An 18,152-nucleotide genomic window follows, 5' to 3' on the forward strand; every position below is an offset into this window, starting at 1 on the left:
CGCATCGAAGCGGAACCGCCCCTTGTCCCAGACGCGCCGGTCGCCGGCCCTCCTCAAGCCCGAGTCCCAGGACATGCTGCGCCTGGACGCGCTGCGCCTGATCGCCGCGCTCGGCGTCGTGGTGTTCCACTTCAACCGCTACCTCGACCTCGACGGGCGCTGGGACGCGGTCAACCACACGGTGCGGGCCTTCAACCTGTTCGTCGACCTGTTCTTCGTGGTCTCGGGCTATGTGATCTCGTCGGTCTATGCGACGCGGATCACCTCGCTCGGCGCCTATGGCGACTTCCTGCTCAAGCGCGTCGCCCGGCTCGGCCCGCTGCACTGGGCGACCCTGGCCTTCTACGTGGTCCTGGCGGTCCTGGCCTACGCCGGCGACCCGCGCTTCCACGACCCCGCCCGCTACGACTTCGCCTGCCTCGCCCCCAACCTGCTGCTGGTCCACGCCTGGGGAGCCTGCAACCACCAGACCTTCAACTTCGTCAGCTGGTCGATCAGCGCCGAGTGGGGACTCTACCTGCTGTTTCCCGCGCTGCTCCTGCTCGTCCGGCGCGGCCCCGTGCTGACGGCCGCCGTCGCGGCTGCGTGGCTGGCCCTGCTGTTCGCGGCCTCGCTGCTCCCCGGCGCGCGCCATCCCTTCTATGAATGGACGGCCGATTTCGGCCTGCTGCGCGCCGTGCCCGGCTTCCTGATCGGGATGCTGGCCTTCCGCCTGCGCGCGCGGCTGGCGGCCCTGCCCGCCGCCGGCCCGGTCGGCTGGACCCTGCTGGCGCTGTTCTTCGTCGGCGCCGCGCTGGGCGCGCACAAGGGGGCGCTGCTGGTCAACCTTTACGCCGCCGCCGTGTTCATCGCCGCCGGGGACGCCTCGGGCCGCCGGCCGAGCGCGGCGACGCGGGCCCTGGCCCCGTTCGGCCAGCTCACCTATTCGCTCTACATGCTGCATCCGCTGATGCTGTCGATCGGCCTCAACCTGATCGGCGGCGGGATGCTGCGCCTGACCGGCGACGCCATGCGGCTGTGGGTTCTGGGCTGCATGGTCGTGCTGTTCCCGCTGTCCTACCTGTCGCTGATGCTGTTCGAGCGCCCGGCGCGCCGCTGGATCTCGACCCTGCGCTGGCGGCCGGCGCCGGGCGCTGCGGCCCCCGCGGCCGGCGAGCCCTAGGTCGACGCGGGGCCGCTCCAGTCGCGCCAGCCCAGGCCGACGCCGCGCACCACCGGCATCCCTTCGAGCAAGCGGGCCAGCCGGTCGGCCAGGGCCGGAGCCACCGCCTCGACCTCGATCTGGATGCACACCACCTCGCCCTGGCGGTCGAGGGTGACCCCGCTCAGCCGCACCTGGCGGACCGTGAACGGGCCGAGCACCCGCATCAGGGCGTCCGGCTCGTCGTGGACGTAGAGGATGAACCAGTAACGGCGTACGGCCGCGCCCGCCTCGTCCGCCGCCGCTCCCTGCGCCGCCCCGACATGCCCCGCCCCCGCGCCTTGCGCCGCCTGCGCGGCCCCGCTCCCGTCAGCCACGACGAAGCCCTTTCACCAGTTCGTGGTCGTCGCGCACCAGCCCGTCGGCGCCGGCGAAATAGGTCCGGCGCAGCAGCACCCGGCCGTCGCTGTCGAAGGCGCTCAGCCTGAGCACGTCGATGGCGGCCTCGCCGTCCTCGGTGGCCCAGACCAGCTCGCGCTGCGGCCGCGCCTCGGTCTCGGACGACCAGGCCGCGTCGAGCGCCGCCTCGACGGTGAACAGCTGCTCCAGCGAGCCGCCGGCGAACAGCGTCGCCTCCAGCCGGGCGGTGTGCTGCATCAGGGATTCGTTGCTCAGCACGCGCGCGAAGCGGCGCGCGGCCACCGCTGGCGCGGGCTGATCGGCGTCTGATCGAGAGGGGGCGTTCATGGCTTGTGGTCCTTGGCTGGTGAGGGCTGGGACCGGCGAGCGCGCAACAAAAAACCCCGCTGCCTTATCGGGAGCGGGGTTGCTGATCTTGCGATCGCCGGCGTTTTTTAGTGCGCGCGCGGTCGCCCCGTTCCCATGTGGCAGGGGGTAATAATTACGGTTTTGGCGAGCATGAGCGCAGCGCAGGCGGGAGCGCCACGCGAACCGGCGAGGGTCACGTCGAGGCGGCTGACGAAGGCGAAACGCGATTGCATTTCGACGCTGTTCTCCCTGAACTGCGGCCCCTCCTATACGCAAGGCGAGGGCGCGGCGCAACGCCTGGTTGGAGGCGTGTTCAGACGCCGATATGCCCCAGCTTGTCGGGGTTGCGCACGATGTAGACGCCGCACACACGGCCGGCCGCGTCGAGGTCGAAGGCGATGGTCTGCGGCCCGTCCGGATCGGTCATCACCAGGCCGGGCAGGCCGTTGACCCTGGCCGGATGGTACTGGGCGGTGCGGTAGTAGGCGTACTTGCGCGAGATCCCCGTCAGGAAGCGGATGATCTTGGCCGCGCCGAAGATCGGGTTCAGGGCCGCCGACCGCTTGCCGCCGCCGTCGGAGATCAGCACGGCGTCGTCGGCCAGCATGGCGGCGAGCTGGCTGGGATCGCCGTCGCGGGCCGCCTGCATGAAGGCCGCCACCATGCGGTCGGCGTTGGCGCGCTCGACCTCGAAGCGCGGCCGCGCTTCGCGGACATGGGCCTTGGCGCGGGCGGCGAGCTGCCGGCAGGCCGCCTCGCTGCGATCCAGGGCGGCGGCGATCCGGCCGTAGTCCTGGTCGAAGACCTCGCGCAGCAAAAACACCGCCCGCTCCAGCGGCGACAGCCGCTCCAGCGCGAGCAGGAAGGCCACCGACACGTCCTCGGCCCGCTCGTCGGCGCTCTCGGCCGGCGCGGCGCCCGCCGCCTCGACCAGCGGCTCGGGCAGCCAGGCCCCGACATAGACCTCGCGCCGCGCCCTGGCCGATTTGAGCCGGTCCAGGCACAGCCGCGTCGCCGTGCGCACCAGCCAGGCGGCCGGGTCGGTGATCTGGGCCTGGTCGGTACGCCGCCAGCGCAGCCAAGCGTCCTGGACCACGTCCTCGGCCTCGGCCACCGAGCCGAGCATGCGGTAGGCCAGGCGGCGCAGCCGCCCGCGCTGGGCCTCGAACGTCTCGACGTCGTTCATGCGGCGATCTCCCTCGGCGACCATCAAGGACCCTATCAGGCTTCCCGTCCGTTCCGCCTCGGCGGCGCGGCCAGCCAGAGGCTGAGCAGGGCGGGCAGGAAGACGCCGGGCAGGTCGCGCATCAGGTCGTGCAGGCCGTGATGATGGGCGGCGGCGACCAGATGGATCGCCGCGTGCAGGACCAGGAAGGCGCTGGCCGCGACCAGGGCCGGCCAGGCCGGGCCGCCCTTCCAGGCGAACCAGGCCAGGCCCAGGGCCGTGACCAGATAGGCCGCGCCGATGTCCTGGACGAAGTGGGGATTGAACGGCCCGGTCTCGGTCACGCCCGGCACGGCGCCGTACCACCACAGGGACGCAAAAAGCTGGGCCAGGGCGTTGACGCCCAGCAGCAGGGCCAAAAGGCCGGCGATCGCGCGCTTCAAATCCGCCTCCATGTCTTCCTTCACGCCAAGGACGAGACGGCGGGGCGGACTGTGACATCGACGCCGCCTGGGCGCCGACGAACGCGGCGCGCCTTCCGGGACGACGCGCGCAGGAAACGGGCTAGCCGTTCAGCCCGTCCACCCAGGCCGGCAGGTCGGCGATCGACGCCAGCTCGGCGAAACGCGGATCGCCCGTAGGGGCGTCGGCCGCCTCGTGCGCCCAGATCAAGGGATAGGGAACCAGGGCGGCGTAGGCCCCCGCCGCCAGCGCCGGCAGGATATCGGACCGCATGGAGTTGCCGGCCATCGCCGCCTGCTCGGGGCCGGAGCCGTGGCGGTTGAACACCCGCACATAGGTGTCGGCGTCCTTCTCGCTGACGATCTCGACCGCCTGGAAGAGGTCGCCCAGACCCGAGGCGGCCAGCTTCTGCTCCTGGTGGAGCAGGTCGCCCTTGGTGATCAGCACCAGGCGATAGCGTTTGGACAGGGCGTGCAGCGCGCCCTCGACGCCGGGCAGCGGCTCGACCGGCTCGCTCAGCATCTCGCGGCCGACGGCGAGGATCTCGCGGATGACCCTGGTCGAGACGGCGCCGTCGGTCAGCTCCATGGCGGTCTCGACCATCGACAGGGTGAAGCCCTTCACGCCGTAGCCGTAGAGCCGCAGGTTGCGCTTCTCGACCTCGGCGAGGCGAGCCTCCAGCGTGGTCTCGTCGGCGAAGTCGCTCAGCAGCTCGACGAAGCGTTTGTGGGTCAGACGGAAGATCGTCTCGTTGTGCCAAAGCGTGTCGTCGGCGTCCAAGCCGACAGTCGTAATCGTCACCTAAACACCTCTTGCGCGCCGCGCGCTCGTCTGGCCTTCCCCTTATAGGGCGCGCGCGCCGGCGTCGACCGGCCCCAGGCCGCCGGCGCCTAGCGGTCGTCGCCGTTGCGCCAGCGCCAGGGGCCGTCGCTCTTGCGCCAGGAGATGAACACGACAAGCGCCGTCAACCCGATGACCGCCGCGAAGTAGCGCCAGGGATGCTGCTCGGCGTAGCTGGAGCCGAACAGGGTCACGGTCAGGGCCATGGCGGCCACGTAGAGCGCCACGACCACCCAGCCTTCCCAGCTGCAGGGCAGGCCCGCGCCGAAACCGTACCGCTTCACCCGAAACCACGGCTTGCCCATGATCGCGCCTTTCGCTCGCCCTCAAAAGTAGGCGCCTCGCCCGCGAACGTGAAGTGCGTCCGCCGTCCGAGGCGGCCAGACCACATGCGGCCAGACCACATAATGTCGCACCCACTCCGGCGTGCATATATTCGTCACACGCGTCGCGATATAGGTAACGCCGTTATCCGGAGAGCGGGCGATGACGATATTCGAGAACCGCCAGACGCAGGACGGCTTGACCCTGAAGCTGCGGCGCGGCGAGCGCATGTGCCTGCTGGGCATGGATGTCGACGCGCCCGAACCCGACTTCGTCGGCTTCGCCATCGACGTGAAGTCGCCCGGCGGCGACTACGTCCCCTTGCGCAACCGCATCGCCTTCGACTACGCGGCGGCGGCCCAGCCGGGACCGAACGGCTATCGCAACTACGACTCGCACGCCGCGCCGTTCCAGACCTTCCGCTGGATCCATTTCCCCTATTTGCCGCAGCCCGGAACCTACGGCTACCGCGTCACCAAGCGGCACATGAAGCCGGACGGCTCGCTGGTCGACGGGGCCCAGGTCGCCCTCGACATCCCGCTCGACCCGGTCTGCTATCCCGATTTCCTCGACATCGGCTTCACCCGCAACTTCGCCTCGTCCCAGGCCTTCGACGAGCGCTATCCCGACCCGGCCCTGCGCGCGCAGATCCTGCCCCAGAGCGGCGCCGACCGGCTGGCGCTCGACAAGTCCAAGGTGCTGGGGCCGGACGGACAGCCCAGCGACGTATTCCAGTGGCTGGGCTTCGAGGCCTATCAGCTGCTGTTCGACTTCCTCGACCAGGCCGTCGCCGACCCGACCGTCACCGTCGACGCCCTGGCCTTCGACCTCGACGAGGCCGACGTGGTGCGGCGCCTGGAGGCGCTTGGCCCGCGGCTGCGCATCGTCATCGACAATTCCGCCAGCCACCTGCCGGCCAGCAAGGCCGAAAGCCTGGCGGCGGCGCGGCTGGCGGCGTCGGCCGGGGCGGACCACGTGACGCGCCATCACTTCCAGCGGCTGCAGCACAACAAGGTGCTGATCGCCCGCCGGGGCGGCCAGCCGTTCAAGGTGCTGTGCGGATCGACCAACTTCTCGTACCGCGGCCTCTATATCCAGGCCAACAACATGCTGGTGTTCAGCAACGCCGACGTCGCCGGCCTGTTCGGCCGCATGTTCGACCTGGCGTTCCAGGGCCCCGACGCCCTGGGCAAGGACCCGCTGAGCAAGGCCTGGCAGGTGGTCAGCCCGGACAACGGCCCGCCCGTGCACCTGTGCTTCTCGCCGCACGCGGACGCGGCCCTGTCGCTGGGCCCGGTGGCCGGGGCCATCGACCAGGCCGCGTCGTCGGTGCTCTATTCCGTCGCCTTCCTGTCGCTCGATAAGACCGGCCTGGTGCGCAAGGCGCTCGACCGGCTGATGGGCCGCCCGCTGTTCAGCTACGGCGTCGTCAACCAGGCGACGGGGCTGCAGGTCACCAAGCCGGACGGCTCCACCGCCCTGGTCGACTTCGCCTATCTGGCCGCCCATGCCCCCCCGCCGTTCTCGGCGGAATGGAGCGGCGGCGCGGGCATCCACATCCACCACAAGTTCATCGTCACCGACTTCAACCTGCCCAGCGCCAAGCTGTTCACCGGCTCGTCGAACCTGGCGGTGGGCGGCGAGCAGTCGAACGGCGACCACCTGATCCAGATCTCGGACCCGCTGATCGCCTCGGCCTACGCCATCGAGGCCCTGCGCATGTTCGACCACCTGCACTTCCGCACCAAGATGCAGGCGGCGGGCGCGGCGGCGACCGGGCCGATCACCCTGGCCAAGCCGCCGGCCGCCGGCCAGCCGGCCTGGTGGGCGCCGTTCTATGTCGACGGCTCGCAGAAGGCCCGCGACCGGACGATGTTCTCCAGCTGACGGCGGCTCAGGCCGCCGCGCAGGCGGAATGGGGCTTCAGCACGCGGACCGTCGAGGCCGGATAGCGCGCCAGCAAGGCCGCCGGGCGGACCGGGCGGGCCGCGAAGCCGCCGCCGCAGTTGGGGCAGGCCCCGCCCAGCCGCGTATCGACGCAGTCGGCGCAGAAGGTGCATTCGAAGGTGCAGATGCGGGCCTGGTCGCTGTCGGGCGGCAGGTCGCGGTCGCAGCATTCGCAGTTGGGGCGCAGCTCCAGCATCGTCTTCGTCTCCCTCGCTATTTGGCCCAGGCCCAGTCCGACGCCTTGGCGCGGCAGCCGCCGCCGGGCGCGCCGGTCCAGGCCCGCCCACGCACGAAGCGGCCGGTCGCCGCGCCGGTGGGCTCGCCGTCCTTCAAGGCCACGCCGCCGTTGACCAGCACATAGGACATGCCGGTCGAGAACTGGTGCGGTTTCTCGTAGGTGGCGTGATCCTGCACCTTGGCCGGGTCGAACACCACCACGTCGGCGAAATAGCCGGTCTTGAGCAGGCCGCGATCCTTGAGCGACAGGTTGGCGGCCGGCAAGGCCGACAGCTTGCGCACCGCCTCCTGCAGGCTCAGGGCCTTGTCCTCGCGCACGTACTTGGCCAGCACCTTGTCGAAATTGCCGTAGGCGCGCGGGTGGGCGTTGGATTTCAGGAACACGCCCTCGGGCGCCGGCGCGCCCTCGTCCGAGCCGAAGCTGACCCAGGGCAGCGCCGTCTGGCGGCGGACATTGTCCTCGGACATCAGGAAGTAGGCGACCCCGATGCGGGTGCCGTCCTCGATGACCAGGTCGATGGCGGCGTCCTCGGGGCTCTGGCCGCGCATCTTGGCGACTTCGGCCAGGGTCTTGCCGGTCAGCGGCTTGAGCTTGTCGGTCTTGAAGGCCAGCAGCAGCGTGCCCTCGGCCCCGGCGTGGACATAGAGGTTCTCGTAGCCGGCGTCAGGGTCGCGCATCTCCTTGATCACGCGGGCGCGCACGGCCGGGTCCTTCAGCCGCTCGATCCAGGCCTCGCGCCCGCCCGCCTGCACCCAGGGCGGCATGGCGGCGTCGAGGCCGGTGGCCCCGGCGGTGTAGGTGTACATGTCGGCGGTGATGCGGGTCCCGTCCGCCCGCGCCTTCTCGACCATGCCGATCACCTGGTCGAGCTTGCCCCAGTTGGCGCGGCCGGCGACCTTGAGATGGTAGATCTCGGCCGGGCCGCCCGAGCCCTTGGCGATGTCGATGGTCTCCTGCACCGCCTCGGTCAGGCGATTACCCTCGCTGCGCATGTGGCTGATGTACATGCCGCCGCAACGGGCGCTCTCGGAGGCCAGGGCGACCAGCTCGGGCGTCTTGGCGTAGGCAGCCGGCGCATAGATCAGCGACGAACCCAGCCCCAGGGCGCCCTCCTCCATCGACTGGCGCACGAGGCTGCGCATCTGGTCGAGCTGGGCCGGCGTCGGCTGCACGTCGCCCTCGCCCAGCACGTAGCCGCGCACGGTGGTCGCCCCGACGAACGAGGCGACGTTGGGCGAAATCCCGCGCTTCTCCAGCTTCTCGAAATACTGGCCGAAGGTGTCCCAATCGACGTCGTACTTGATGTCGCTCTGCCGTTCCTTGGCCAGGCGCTTCATGTCGGCGCTGAGCGGGCCCATCGACTCGCCCTCGCCCATCACCTCCAGGGTCACGCCCTGGCGCAGGTCGCTCTGGCCGCGGCCGTCGACCAGCAGGGTCTCGTTGGCCCAGCTCAGCATGTTGATGAAGCCGGGCGAGACCGCCTTGCCCTTGGCGTCGATCTCCTGGGCCCCGCGCCCCGGCGCGTGCGGGCCGACATAGGCGATGCGGTCGCCCTTGACCGCCACGTCGCCGACGAACGGGGCGCCGCCCGAGCCGTCATAGACGGTTCCGCCGCGGATCACCGCGTCGTAGTCCGGCCGGGCCGGCGAGGCCCCCATGCCGAACACCACGGCCGAGGCCGCGACCGACGCGGCGACCAACTTCCTATGCATGTCCTCACCCTTCATTCTCGTTTGGCGCGAGCCTAAGGCGAGCGCGCCGTTCGTGTCGAGTTCCGTCGCGCCCCAGGCGGGGTTGACCCTGTCCCCCGCGCCCCCTAAACACGCGGCCGTTTATCCGGCGGGCGGGGGTTTGCCTCCGCCCGCCGTTTTGCGACTATCGCCCCGCCCGCCGCAATTGGAGACTCCGCCCATGACAAAGACGCTCATGCCTGGAGTCACCGGAGTTCTGGTCCTGGCCGACGGGACGGTCCTGCAAGGGATCGGCGTCGGCGCGGTCGGAGACGCCGTCGGCGAGGTCTGCTTCAACACCGCCATGACCGGATACCAGGAGATCCTGACCGATCCGTCCTACATGGCCCAGATCGTCGCCTTCACCTTCCCGCACGTCGGCAATGTCGGCGTCAACGTCGAGGACATCGAGCAGTTCGGGGACGGCGCGGCGACCGCCGCCGTCGGCGCGATCTTCCGCGACGTCCCGACCGCGCCGGCCAACTGGCGCGCCGACGGCGACCTCGACGCCTGGCTGAAGCGCCGGGGCGTGGTGGCGCTGGCCGGCGTCGACACCCGCTCGCTGACCAAGGCCATCCGCGAGAAGGGCATGCCGCACGGCGTCATCGCCCACGATCCGGAAGGCGAGTTCGACCTCGACGCCCTGGTCGCCAAGGCCAAGGCCTGGAACGGCCTGGAAGGCCTCGACCTGGCCAAGGACGCCTCCTGCACCCAGTCGTTCGTGTTCGACGAGGGCCTGTGGCGCTGGCCGGAGGGCTACGCCAAGGCGGGCCAGCCCAAGTACGAGGTCGTGGTCGTCGACTACGGCGTCAAGCGCAACATCCTGCGCGCCCTGACCAGCGTCGGCGCCCGCGCCACCGTGGTGCCGGCGAACACCACCGCCGAGGAGATCCTGGCCCGCAATCCGGACGGCGTGCTGTTGTCCAACGGCCCCGGCGACCCGGCCGCCACCGGCGAGTATGCGGTCCCCGAGATCAAGAAGCTGATCGACAGCGGCAAGCCGGTGTTCGGCATCTGCCTCGGACACCAGATGCTGGCCCTCGCCGTCGGCGCCAAGACGGTGAAGATGGAGCAGGGCCACCACGGGGCCAACCACCCGGTCAAGGACCTGACCACCGGCAAGGTCGAGATCGTGTCGATGAACCACGGCTTCACCGTCGACCGCGACAGCCTGCCCGCCCCGGTGCAGGAGACGCACGTGTCGCTGTTCGACGGCACCAACGCCGGCATCGCCCTGGCCGACAAGCCGGTGTTCAGCGTCCAGCACCACCCCGAAGCCTCGCCCGGTCCCACGGACAGTCTTTATCTGTTCGAACGCTTCGCCGGCCTGATGGACGGCCAGCGCTAGACAATTCGTCACCAACGCCGTTCAAACTGCGCGCATGTGGCGATCGGCGTTCAAGATGGCGAGGTGGTTGGCGGCGGCGACGGCGGCGCTGGCCCTGACGGCCTGCGGGTCGCTGCCGCGCGAGACCTACACGGCTCACGAACTGACGCGGGCGGCGCCGGAAGGCTTTTCCGACGTCCGCTTCAACGCCGACGACCGTGAAGCCACCCTGGCCTTCGCGAAGACGGCCGGCGAGGAGTTGCAGGCGCACGCGTTCAAGAACATGGACGTCCTGGCCCTTTCCGGCGGGGGCGCCAACGGGGCTTACGGCGCGGGCGTCATCGTCGGCTGGACCGCCACCGGCCATCGTCCTGACTTCGCCATCGTCACCGGGGTCAGCACCGGCGCGCTGACCGCGCCGTTCGCTTTCCTGGGGCCGGCCTGGGACCCGCGCCTCAAGCACGCCTACACCAGCGGGGCCGCCAACAACCTGCTGCAGTCGAAATGGCTCAGCGCCCTCTATACGCCCGGCATCTTCAGCCCCCGCCCGCTGGAGACCCTGGTCAACGCCTATGTCGACAGGCCCCTGCTGCGCGCCATCGCCGCCGAACACGCCAAGGGCCGGCGGCTGCTGATCGCCACCACCAACCTGGACAGCCAGAAGGCGGTGATCTGGGACATGGGCGCCATCGCCAGCCGCGGCGACGACAAGGCCCTGCAGCTGTTCCGCAAGGTGCTGGTGGCCTCGGCCAGCATTCCCGGCGTGTTCCCGCCGGCCATGATCGAACTGGACGGCGCCGACCGCCGGCGCTTCCGCGAGATGCACGTCGACGGCGGGGCGACCGCGCCGTTCGTCTCGGTGCCGGAATCGATGCTGCTGTGGACCGGCGAACAGGATGACCCGACGCACGGCGATTTCTACATCCTGGTCAACGGCAAGCTGCAGGCCAGTTTCGGCATCACCCGGCGCAACACCCTCGCCATACTGTCGCGCAGCTACGACACCATGTCGAAGTCGACCACGCGGGTCTTCATCGCCGCCAACAGGGCCTGGGCCCAGCGCAACGGCATGAAGCTCTACACCACCGCCATCCCCGACGACGTCACCGCCGAAGGCTTCAATTTCGATTCCCGCAGCATGACGGAGCTGTTCAATATCGGCTTCGAACGGGCCAGGAACGGCACCGCCTGGACCAGTCCGCAGCCGGACGCGCCATGAAAGCGCATGGCTAAGCCCCTTTAACGGCCTTTAAGAATTGAACTTGCGCGCCACGCGCTCTAAACGACCGCCTTAACCTGAAACCTATCCGAGGGCGGGCGCGCGGCGGCGCGCGACCGACCTTTCGCGCGCGACGAGACCGGCATGCCCAAACGCACAGATATCCAGTCGATCCTCATCATCGGCGCCGGCCCGATCGTCATCGGCCAGGCCTGCGAGTTCGACTATTCCGGCGTGCAGGCCTGCAAGGCCCTGCGCGGCGAGGGCTACCGCATCGTCCTGGTCAATTCGAACCCGGCCACGATCATGACCGATCCGGACGTGGCCGACGCGACCTATATCGAGCCGATCACGCCGGAGATGGTCGAGAAGATCATCGCCAAGGAACGGCCCGACGCCCTGCTGCCGACCATGGGCGGCCAGACCGCGCTGAACACCGCCCTAGCGTTGGAGCGCATGGGCGTGCTGGAGAAATACGGCGTCGAGATGATCGGGGCCAAGGCCGAGGTCATCGACAAGGCCGAGGACCGGCAGAAGTTCCGCGACGCCATGGACAAGCTGGGCCTGGAAAGCCCGCGCAGCCATGTCGCCCACACCCTGGAAGAGGCCAACGAGGGCCTGGAGCTGGTCGGCCTGCCGGCGATCATCCGCCCGTCGTTCACCCTGGCCGGCACCGGCGGCGGCATCGCCTACAACGTCGAGGAGTTCAAGGAGATCGTCGAGCGCGGCCTCGACCTGTCGCCGACCACCGAGGTGCTGATCGAGGAGTCGGTGCTGGGCTGGAAGGAGTACGAGATGGAGGTCGTCCGCGACAAGGCGGACAACTGCATCATCGTCTGCTCGATCGAGAACATCGACCCGATGGGCGTGCACACCGGCGATTCGATCACCGTCGCCCCGGCCCTGACCCTGACCGACAAGGAATATCAGTGGATGCGCGCGGCCTCGATCGCCGTGCTGCGCGAGATCGGCGTCGAGACCGGCGGCTCCAACGTCCAGTTCGCGCTCAATCCGCGCGACGGCCGCATGGTGGTCATCGAGATGAACCCGCGCGTGTCGCGCTCGTCGGCCCTGGCCTCCAAGGCCACCGGCTTCCCGATCGCCAAGGTCGCCGCCCGCCTGGCCGTCGGCTACACCCTCGACGAGCTGATGAACGACATCACCGGCGCGACGCCGGCCTCGTTCGAGCCCAGCATCGACTATGTCGTCACCAAGATCCCGCGCTTCGCCTTCGAGAAGTATCCGGGCGCCGAGCCCTACCTGACCACCTCGATGAAGTCGGTCGGCGAGGTCATGGCCATCGGCCGCACCTTCGCCGAGAGCCTGCAGAAGGCCCTGCGCGGCCTCGAGACCGGCCTGACCGGCCTCGACGAGATCGATATCCACGGCGCCGGCGATCCCGAGACCGGCAAGGCCGCCGTCGTCCGCGCCCTGGGCGTGCCGACCCCCGACCGCCTGCGCGTCATCGCCCAGGCCTTCCGCCACGGCCTGACCGTCGAGGAAGTCGCCGCCGCCTGCTCGTACGAGCCTTGGTTCCTGCGCCAGATCGAGGAGCTGATGGCCCAGGAGGCCAGGCTGCGCACCCACGGCCTGCCGGCCGAGGCGACCGCCGTGCGCAAGCTCAAGGCCCAGGGCTTCTCGGACGCCCGCCTGGCCAAGCTGACCGGCCAGACCGAAGCCGAGGTCCGCGCCGCCCGCCACGCCCTCATGGTGCGGCCGACCTTCAAGCGCATCGACAGCTGCGCGGCCGAGTTCGCGGCCGTGACGCCCTACATGTATTCGACCTACGAGACCGGCGCGCTGGGCCAGGTTCCGGACTGCGAATCCGAGCCGTCCGGCCGCAAGAAGGCGGTCATCCTCGGCGGCGGTCCGAACCGGATCGGCCAGGGCATCGAGTTCGACTACTGCTGCTGCCATGCCGCCTTCGCGCTCGACCAGATCGGCGTCGAGTCGATCATGGTCAACTGCAACCCCGAGACCGTCTCGACCGACTACGACACCTCCGACCGCCTGTACTTCGAGCCGCTGACGGCCGAGGACGTGCTGGAGCTGCTGGCCGTCGAGACCTCGAACGGGACTCTGCTCGGCGTCATCGTCCAGTTCGGCGGCCAGACCCCGCTGAAGCTGGCCCACGCCCTGGAGCAGGCCGGCGTGCCGATCCTCGGCACCACTCCCGACGCCATCGACCTGGCCGAAGACCGCGAGCGCTTCCAGCAGCTGCTGCACCGACTGGAGATCGCCCAGCCGGTCAACGCCATCGCCCGCTCGCGCGACGAGGCTTTCGCCGGCGCGCACAAGGTCGGCTATCCGGTGGTCATCCGCCCGTCCTACGTGCTGGGCGGCCGGGCCATGGAGATCGTCCGCGACGACGAGCAGCTCGACCGCTACATCCGCACCGCCGTGCAGGTGTCCGGCGACAGCCCGGTGCTGATCGACCAGTACCTGTCCAAGGCGACCGAGGTCGACGTCGACGCCCTGTGCGACGGCGAGACGGTGTTCGTGGCCGGGGTCATGGAGCACATCGAGGAGGCCGGCGTGCACTCGGGCGACAGCGCCTGCTCGCTGCCGCCGTTCTCGCTGAAGCCGGAAACCATCGCCGAGCTGAAGCGCCAGACCGAGGCCATGGCCTTCGCGCTCCAGGTCCGCGGCCTGATGAACGTGCAGTTCGCCATCGAAGAGCCGCACTCGGACGCTCCGCGCATCTATGTGCTGGAGGTCAATCCGCGCGCCAGCCGCACAGTGCCGTTCGTGGCCAAGACCATCGGCCAGCCGATCGCCTCGATCGCCGCCAAGGTGATGGCTGGCGAATCCCTGGCCAGCTTCGGCCTGACCGACAAGCCCTACGACCACATCGCGGTGAAGGAGGCGGTGTTCCCCTTCGCCCGCTTCCCCGGCGTCGACACCATCCTCGGTCCGGAAATGCGCTCGACCGGCGAGGTCATGGGTCTGGACTGGGTGCGCCCTGGCGAAACCCTGGCCCCGGCCTTCGCCCGCGCCTTCGCCAAGAGCCAGCTCGGCGGCGGCGTCAGCCTGCCCCGCGCCGGCTGCGCCTTCGTCTCGGTCAAGGAAAGCGACAAGCCCTGGATCGTCGAGCCGGTGCGCCTGTTGCAGGCGGCGGGCTTCAAGGTCGTCGCCACCTCGGGCACCTGCGCCTACCTCAAGGCGCAGGGCGTCGAGGTCGAGCTGGTGAAGAAGGTGCTGGAAGGCCGGCCGAACATCGTCGACGCCATGAAGAACGGCGAGGTCCAGCTGGTGTTCAACACCACCGAGGGCAAGCAGTCGCTGGAGGACAGCTTCTCGCTGCGCCGCACCGCCCTGATGATGAAGATCCCCTACTACACCACCACCGCCGGAGCCCTGGCCGCCGCCCAGGCCATCGGCTCGGCGTCGGAAGAACAGCTCGAAGTGCGGTCGCTGCAGAGCTACGCCTGATCGGAACGCCGGGGCGGCGCAGGCCGCCGCCCCGTATTCCCTGTGAGTAGCTAGTCCCTGAAAGTAATAGGCGCGGTTCGCGCCGTCATGCCGCCCGCTCTTGAGGCAGCACCGCTTGAAACGACCGTCCTGAGCCGCAAGGGCACAGGTCGTTTCGCCCGAGCTTTTCGATCAGTTCCTTGTCGCCGTGGACCACCCGGTCGCCGCGCTTGACGCGCGTTTCGGACGGGTAGGATTTGCGACGCTTAGAGGTGACCTCGAAAGCAGTCGAGGTCCTGGAAATCGCGTGGCTTGCGCATGTCGGCCTCCTCTGGCTGGTGCGGGCCGCGCCAATAACCCTAGGGGGTTCGGGTTGTATAGACGGGACGCCCGCCCATCTTCGTGAAGACCTCGCAGGGAGACGGACCGCATGCCCAGCCGTGAACGCGTCCAGGACTTCATCGCCACCGTCGAATCCGGCCGGCATGTCGAGGCCATCGAGCAATTCTACGCCGAGGACGCCTCGATGCAGGAGAACCAGGCCCCGCCCCGGCGCGGCCGGCGCAACCTGATGGACGGCGAGCAGAAGGTGATGGAATCGTTCGAGGCCATCCACACCCGCCCGGCCGAGATCGTGCTGATCGACGGCGACCGCGTGGTGATCAACTGGGTGTTCGACTTCATCCTGGCCGACGGACGCCGGTTCACCTTCGACGAGCTGGCCCTGCAGCTCTGGAGCGGCGACCGCATCGTCGAGGAGCGGTTCTATTACGATCCCGGACAGCGCCGCCCCGCCGCGCCGGCCCCCGGCGGCTGACGCCGGAGGCCGCCTCGAAGAACCCTGCGGGCCCGCCTAGCGGCCGCTCTTCGGGCCGAAACGGTAGTCGAGCTGCAGCCAGGTCTGGCGGCCGTACTCGTCGTACCAGCCGACCGGATAGTACGGCCAGCCGCCGCTCTTATCGACCGGATAGCGGTCCGCGATGTTGTTGACGATGAGGCTCACGGCCGCGCGGTCGGTCAGCCGGTAGCGGACGCTGCCGTTGAACACCGCATAGCCCGACCACGATCCCGAAGCGTCGTTGCGCGGGATCGCGCCATAGCGGACGCCGTAGAGCGTCGCGGTCCAGCGGCCGATGTCCCAGGTCAGGCTGGCCGTGGCGCGGTCGCTCCAGTCGGCCTGATGGGCGGGGTCGCGGACATAGTCGACCTTCGGGTCGCCGCTGAACTGCTGGTAGGTGTGTTCGAACACCTTGGTGTAGGTCAGGTTCACCAGCACCGCGCCATACTGGTCGAAACGCCAGCGCAGATTGGCGCTGGCGTCGAGGCCCCGCGTCCGCTCGCTGGAGGCGTTGATCGGGTTGACCGTGATGTTGTTGACCTGGTTGGGATTGACCGCCGCGTCGCCCGGAGTGCGGTCCACCCGCGCGACATAGTCGCGGCAGATGGCCGAGTTCGGATCGACCGCCGCGCCGCTGACCGAGCGGCCCAGCCGGCAATCGGCCTCGGTCTTGAGGATCAGCTCCTGGTTCAGGGAAGTGACCTCGTTGCTGATCTCGATGTCGTAATAGTCGAGCTGGAGATCGAAGTGGCGGTTGGGCGACCAGACCCCGCCGACGGTGAACGAACGCCCTTCCTCCGGTTTCAGCGCCGCGCTGCCGGTGCGCAGGAAGTTCATGTTGTACTGGATGTTGCAGCTCGAATAGGCCTGCCCGGCCAGCCGGCACTGATAGTAGTCGGTGACGCCCGGATAGTAACCCCGGGTCTGGGTCTCGAAGACGTAGCTCATGTCGGGCGCGCGGAAGCTGGTCGAGTAGCTGCCGCGCAGCAGGAGCGTGCTGGTCGGCCGGTATTCCAGGCCGATGCTGTGCGTCTCGGCCCCGACGCTCTGGCCGCCGTAGCTGTAGTTGTCATAGCGTTCGGCCAGGGTCGCGGTCAGCTGGGCGAAGATCGGCGCGCGCAGCTCCACGCCGACGGCCTGGCGGTTGCGGTGGCCGCTGGAGCGCGTGGTCTGGCCGGTGTTCCAGGCCGCGCCCTGGTTGATGCGCGGGTCCGGATTGTTCTCGAACCCCTGGTCGCCGGCCTCCAGCACCAGGGCCGCCTGCAACGGCCCCGCCGGCAGGGCGAACAGCGGCCCGTTGGCGCTCAGGCTGAAGTCCTGGAGGTACGACCGGTCCTGCTCGACGAAATTGGCCGACAGCGCCCCGAACTCGGCGGGGGTCAGCGGCGTGTACAGCCGGCCCGGCGCGGGGGTGAAGGCGGCGTAAGCGCCGCCGAAGGCCGAATGGGTCCCCTGCTGCGGGCCGCGGAAGAAGTCGTCGATCCCGGCGAGCAGGCGCACGCGGCCCTGGTCGCTGGAATATTCCGAGCGGTTATAGGCCAGCTCGTAGCGCCAGTCCTCGCCGATGCGCCCGCGCACGCCGGCGGCGGCGTTCCACGAATCCTCGGCGTAGCGGCTGCCCGCGCCGAACTCGCCGCCCATCTCCTCGGGCGTGAACACCCGGTTCCAGGTCTCCAGCCGGCCGCTGGCGTTGTTCCAGAACGTCCGGCTCCAGCTCAGCGAGCGCACGACGTTCTTGACGTCGGCATGGCCGTAGAAGAGATCGCCGAACACCTCGGTCCGGTCGTCGACATGATAGGTCAGGCCGACATGGCCGGCGGCGACGTCGCGCTCCGTCTGGATGGTGCGGTAGTTGTAGTAGCCGTCGCTGCTGCAGTACGAGCCGCCGCTGACGGCGGGGTATTGGGTCATCGTGCCGCCCTGCAGCCCGGCGAGGGCGGCGCAGGCCCCGGCCGGCGGGTCGTAATAGACCTTGGTCGCCGGGTTGCGGTTCGAGAACATCGCCGGCGGAACCACGCCCGGCTTGGCGTAGCGGGTGTAGGCGTTGGACAGGTCGCGCTGGCGCCACCAGATCGGGTCGCGGCCGCTGAACTCCGCCTCGGCCGTCACGTCCAGCTTGCCGAACGACCGCCCGCCGATCGCCTGGACGCGCCAGTTCTCGCCGCCGCCCTGCTCGGTCCCGCCGTAGCGGACGCTGAGGTCGAGGCCGTCGGCCTGCCGGCGGGTCTTGAGGTTGACGACGCCGGCGATGGCGTCGGAGCCATAGACCGCTCCGGCCCCGCCGGTGAGGATCTCGATCTGGCTGATCGCCGCCGAGGGGATGTTGGCGAGGTTCACCGCATTGACCGAGCCGTCATAGGCCACGGGATAGTCCGCCATCCGCCGCCCGTTGAGCAGCACCAGGGTATGGTTGGGGCCGAGCCCCCGCAGGTTGATGACGTTGGCGGCCGGCGTGAAGGTGCTGCCGAAGTCCTCGCCCTGCACCGAGCCGGTGTTCTGGGTGGCCTGGGTCAGGGCGTCGAACACGCTGCGGAACGCCTTGGAGTCGATATCCTGCGCGGTGATCACCGTCACCGGCGCGGCGCCTTCCAGCTTGGTCCGCGGAATGCGCGAGCCGGTGATCACCACCTCGTCCACGGCGGCGGGCGCCTGATCCGGCGCCGTCTGGGCGTAAGCCGGCGCCGCCGTCGCCAAGGTCAGGGCGGTCAACGCCAGCAGGCGTCGTTTGGTCATGCAGGTCAC

Annotated in this window: 15 protein-coding genes; 6 read left to right on the forward strand and 9 right to left on the reverse strand. The window is 69.5% G+C overall.

Going from position 1 to position 18,152, the window contains the following annotated elements:
- The first annotated feature begins 22 nt into the window (after positions 1-22).
- On the forward strand, positions 23-1,162 hold the full coding sequence (locus tag C5708_RS16060) for an acyltransferase (protein ID WP_242922685.1): 1,140 nt from the start codon (positions 23-25) through the stop codon (positions 1,160-1,162).
- Here C5708_RS16060 and C5708_RS16065 read toward each other — a convergent pair.
- The 6 genes from C5708_RS16065 to C5708_RS16090 all read right to left on the reverse strand — a co-directional run bounded on the left by C5708_RS16065 (position 1,159) and on the right by C5708_RS16090 (position 4,681).
- Positions 1,159-1,518, reverse strand: a complete 360-nt coding sequence (locus C5708_RS16065) for a hypothetical protein (protein WP_242922687.1) — start codon at positions 1,516-1,518, stop codon at positions 1,159-1,161. The genes C5708_RS16060 and C5708_RS16065 overlap by 4 nt on opposite strands.
- Positions 1,511-1,888: a hypothetical protein gene (locus C5708_RS16070; protein WP_242922689.1), complete on the reverse strand. Its 378-nt coding sequence runs from the start codon at positions 1,886-1,888 to the stop codon at positions 1,511-1,513. Before C5708_RS16070 ends, C5708_RS16065 begins: the two co-directional genes overlap by 8 nt.
- A 334-nt stretch (positions 1,889-2,222) precedes the next feature.
- Entirely contained in the window at positions 2,223-3,095 is an 873-nt protein-coding gene (locus tag C5708_RS16075) for a sigma-70 family RNA polymerase sigma factor (RefSeq protein WP_242922691.1), read from the reverse strand.
- 35 nt (positions 3,096-3,130) lie between these two features.
- Positions 3,131-3,517: a hypothetical protein gene (locus C5708_RS16080; protein ID WP_242922692.1), complete on the reverse strand. Its 387-nt coding sequence runs from the start codon at positions 3,515-3,517 to the stop codon at positions 3,131-3,133.
- A 121-nt stretch (positions 3,518-3,638) separates the two neighbouring features.
- A complete protein-coding gene (locus tag C5708_RS16085) occupies positions 3,639-4,337 on the reverse strand; it encodes an HAD family hydrolase (RefSeq protein WP_242922694.1) in 699 nt (232 codons plus the stop codon).
- Positions 4,338-4,426: 89 nt separating this feature from the next.
- Positions 4,427-4,681, reverse strand: coding sequence for a hypothetical protein (locus C5708_RS16090; RefSeq protein WP_242922695.1), 255 nt, complete (start codon positions 4,679-4,681; stop codon positions 4,427-4,429).
- Between the two features lie 181 nt (positions 4,682-4,862).
- Between C5708_RS16090 and C5708_RS16095 the strand changes: the two genes are divergently transcribed.
- Positions 4,863-6,587 carry a phospholipase D-like domain-containing protein gene (locus C5708_RS16095; protein WP_242922696.1) on the forward strand — a complete coding sequence of 575 codons (1,725 nt, stop codon included), beginning with the start codon at positions 4,863-4,865 and terminating at the stop codon, positions 6,585-6,587.
- Positions 6,588-6,594: 7 nt separating this feature from the next.
- On the opposite strand, the gene C5708_RS16100 is transcribed toward C5708_RS16095, so the two are convergent.
- Positions 6,595-6,843 (reverse strand): DUF1272 domain-containing protein, encoded by a 249-nt coding sequence (locus C5708_RS16100; protein WP_242922697.1) that lies wholly within the window; start codon positions 6,841-6,843, stop codon positions 6,595-6,597.
- Between the two features lie 17 nt (positions 6,844-6,860).
- Complete coding sequence (locus C5708_RS16105) at positions 6,861-8,597, reverse strand: D-aminoacylase (protein ID WP_242922698.1); 1,737 nt, start codon at positions 8,595-8,597, stop codon at positions 6,861-6,863.
- Positions 8,598-8,796: 199 nt separating this feature from the next.
- Between C5708_RS16105 and carA the strand changes: the two genes are divergently transcribed.
- The 4 genes from carA (at position 8,797) to C5708_RS16125 (ending at position 15,389) form a co-directional block, all read left to right on the forward strand.
- Complete coding sequence (carA, locus tag C5708_RS16110; RefSeq protein WP_242922699.1) at positions 8,797-9,963, forward strand: glutamine-hydrolyzing carbamoyl-phosphate synthase small subunit; 1,167 nt, start codon at positions 8,797-8,799, stop codon at positions 9,961-9,963.
- Positions 9,964-10,018: 55 nt separating this feature from the next.
- Positions 10,019-11,161, forward strand: a complete 1,143-nt coding sequence (locus C5708_RS16115) for a patatin-like phospholipase family protein (RefSeq protein WP_242922700.1) — start codon at positions 10,019-10,021, stop codon at positions 11,159-11,161.
- 144 nt (positions 11,162-11,305) lie between these two features.
- A complete protein-coding gene (gene carB, locus C5708_RS16120) occupies positions 11,306-14,593 on the forward strand; it encodes a carbamoyl-phosphate synthase large subunit (protein WP_242922701.1) in 3,288 nt (1,095 codons plus the stop codon).
- A gap of 409 nt (positions 14,594-15,002) precedes the next feature.
- Entirely contained in the window at positions 15,003-15,389 is a 387-nt protein-coding gene (locus tag C5708_RS16125; protein WP_242922704.1) for a nuclear transport factor 2 family protein, read from the forward strand.
- A 36-nt stretch (positions 15,390-15,425) separates the two neighbouring features.
- Here the strand turns inward: C5708_RS16125 and C5708_RS16130 are convergent, their stop codons facing one another.
- On the reverse strand, positions 15,426-18,143 hold the full coding sequence (locus C5708_RS16130; protein ID WP_242922705.1) for a TonB-dependent receptor: 2,718 nt from the start codon (positions 18,141-18,143) through the stop codon (positions 15,426-15,428).
- Between the last annotated feature and the right edge of the window lie 9 nt (positions 18,144-18,152).

It is taken from the genome of Caulobacter sp. CCUG 60055, from assembly GCF_022750545.1.
GTDB lineage: Bacteria > Pseudomonadota > Alphaproteobacteria > Caulobacterales > Caulobacteraceae > PUIC01.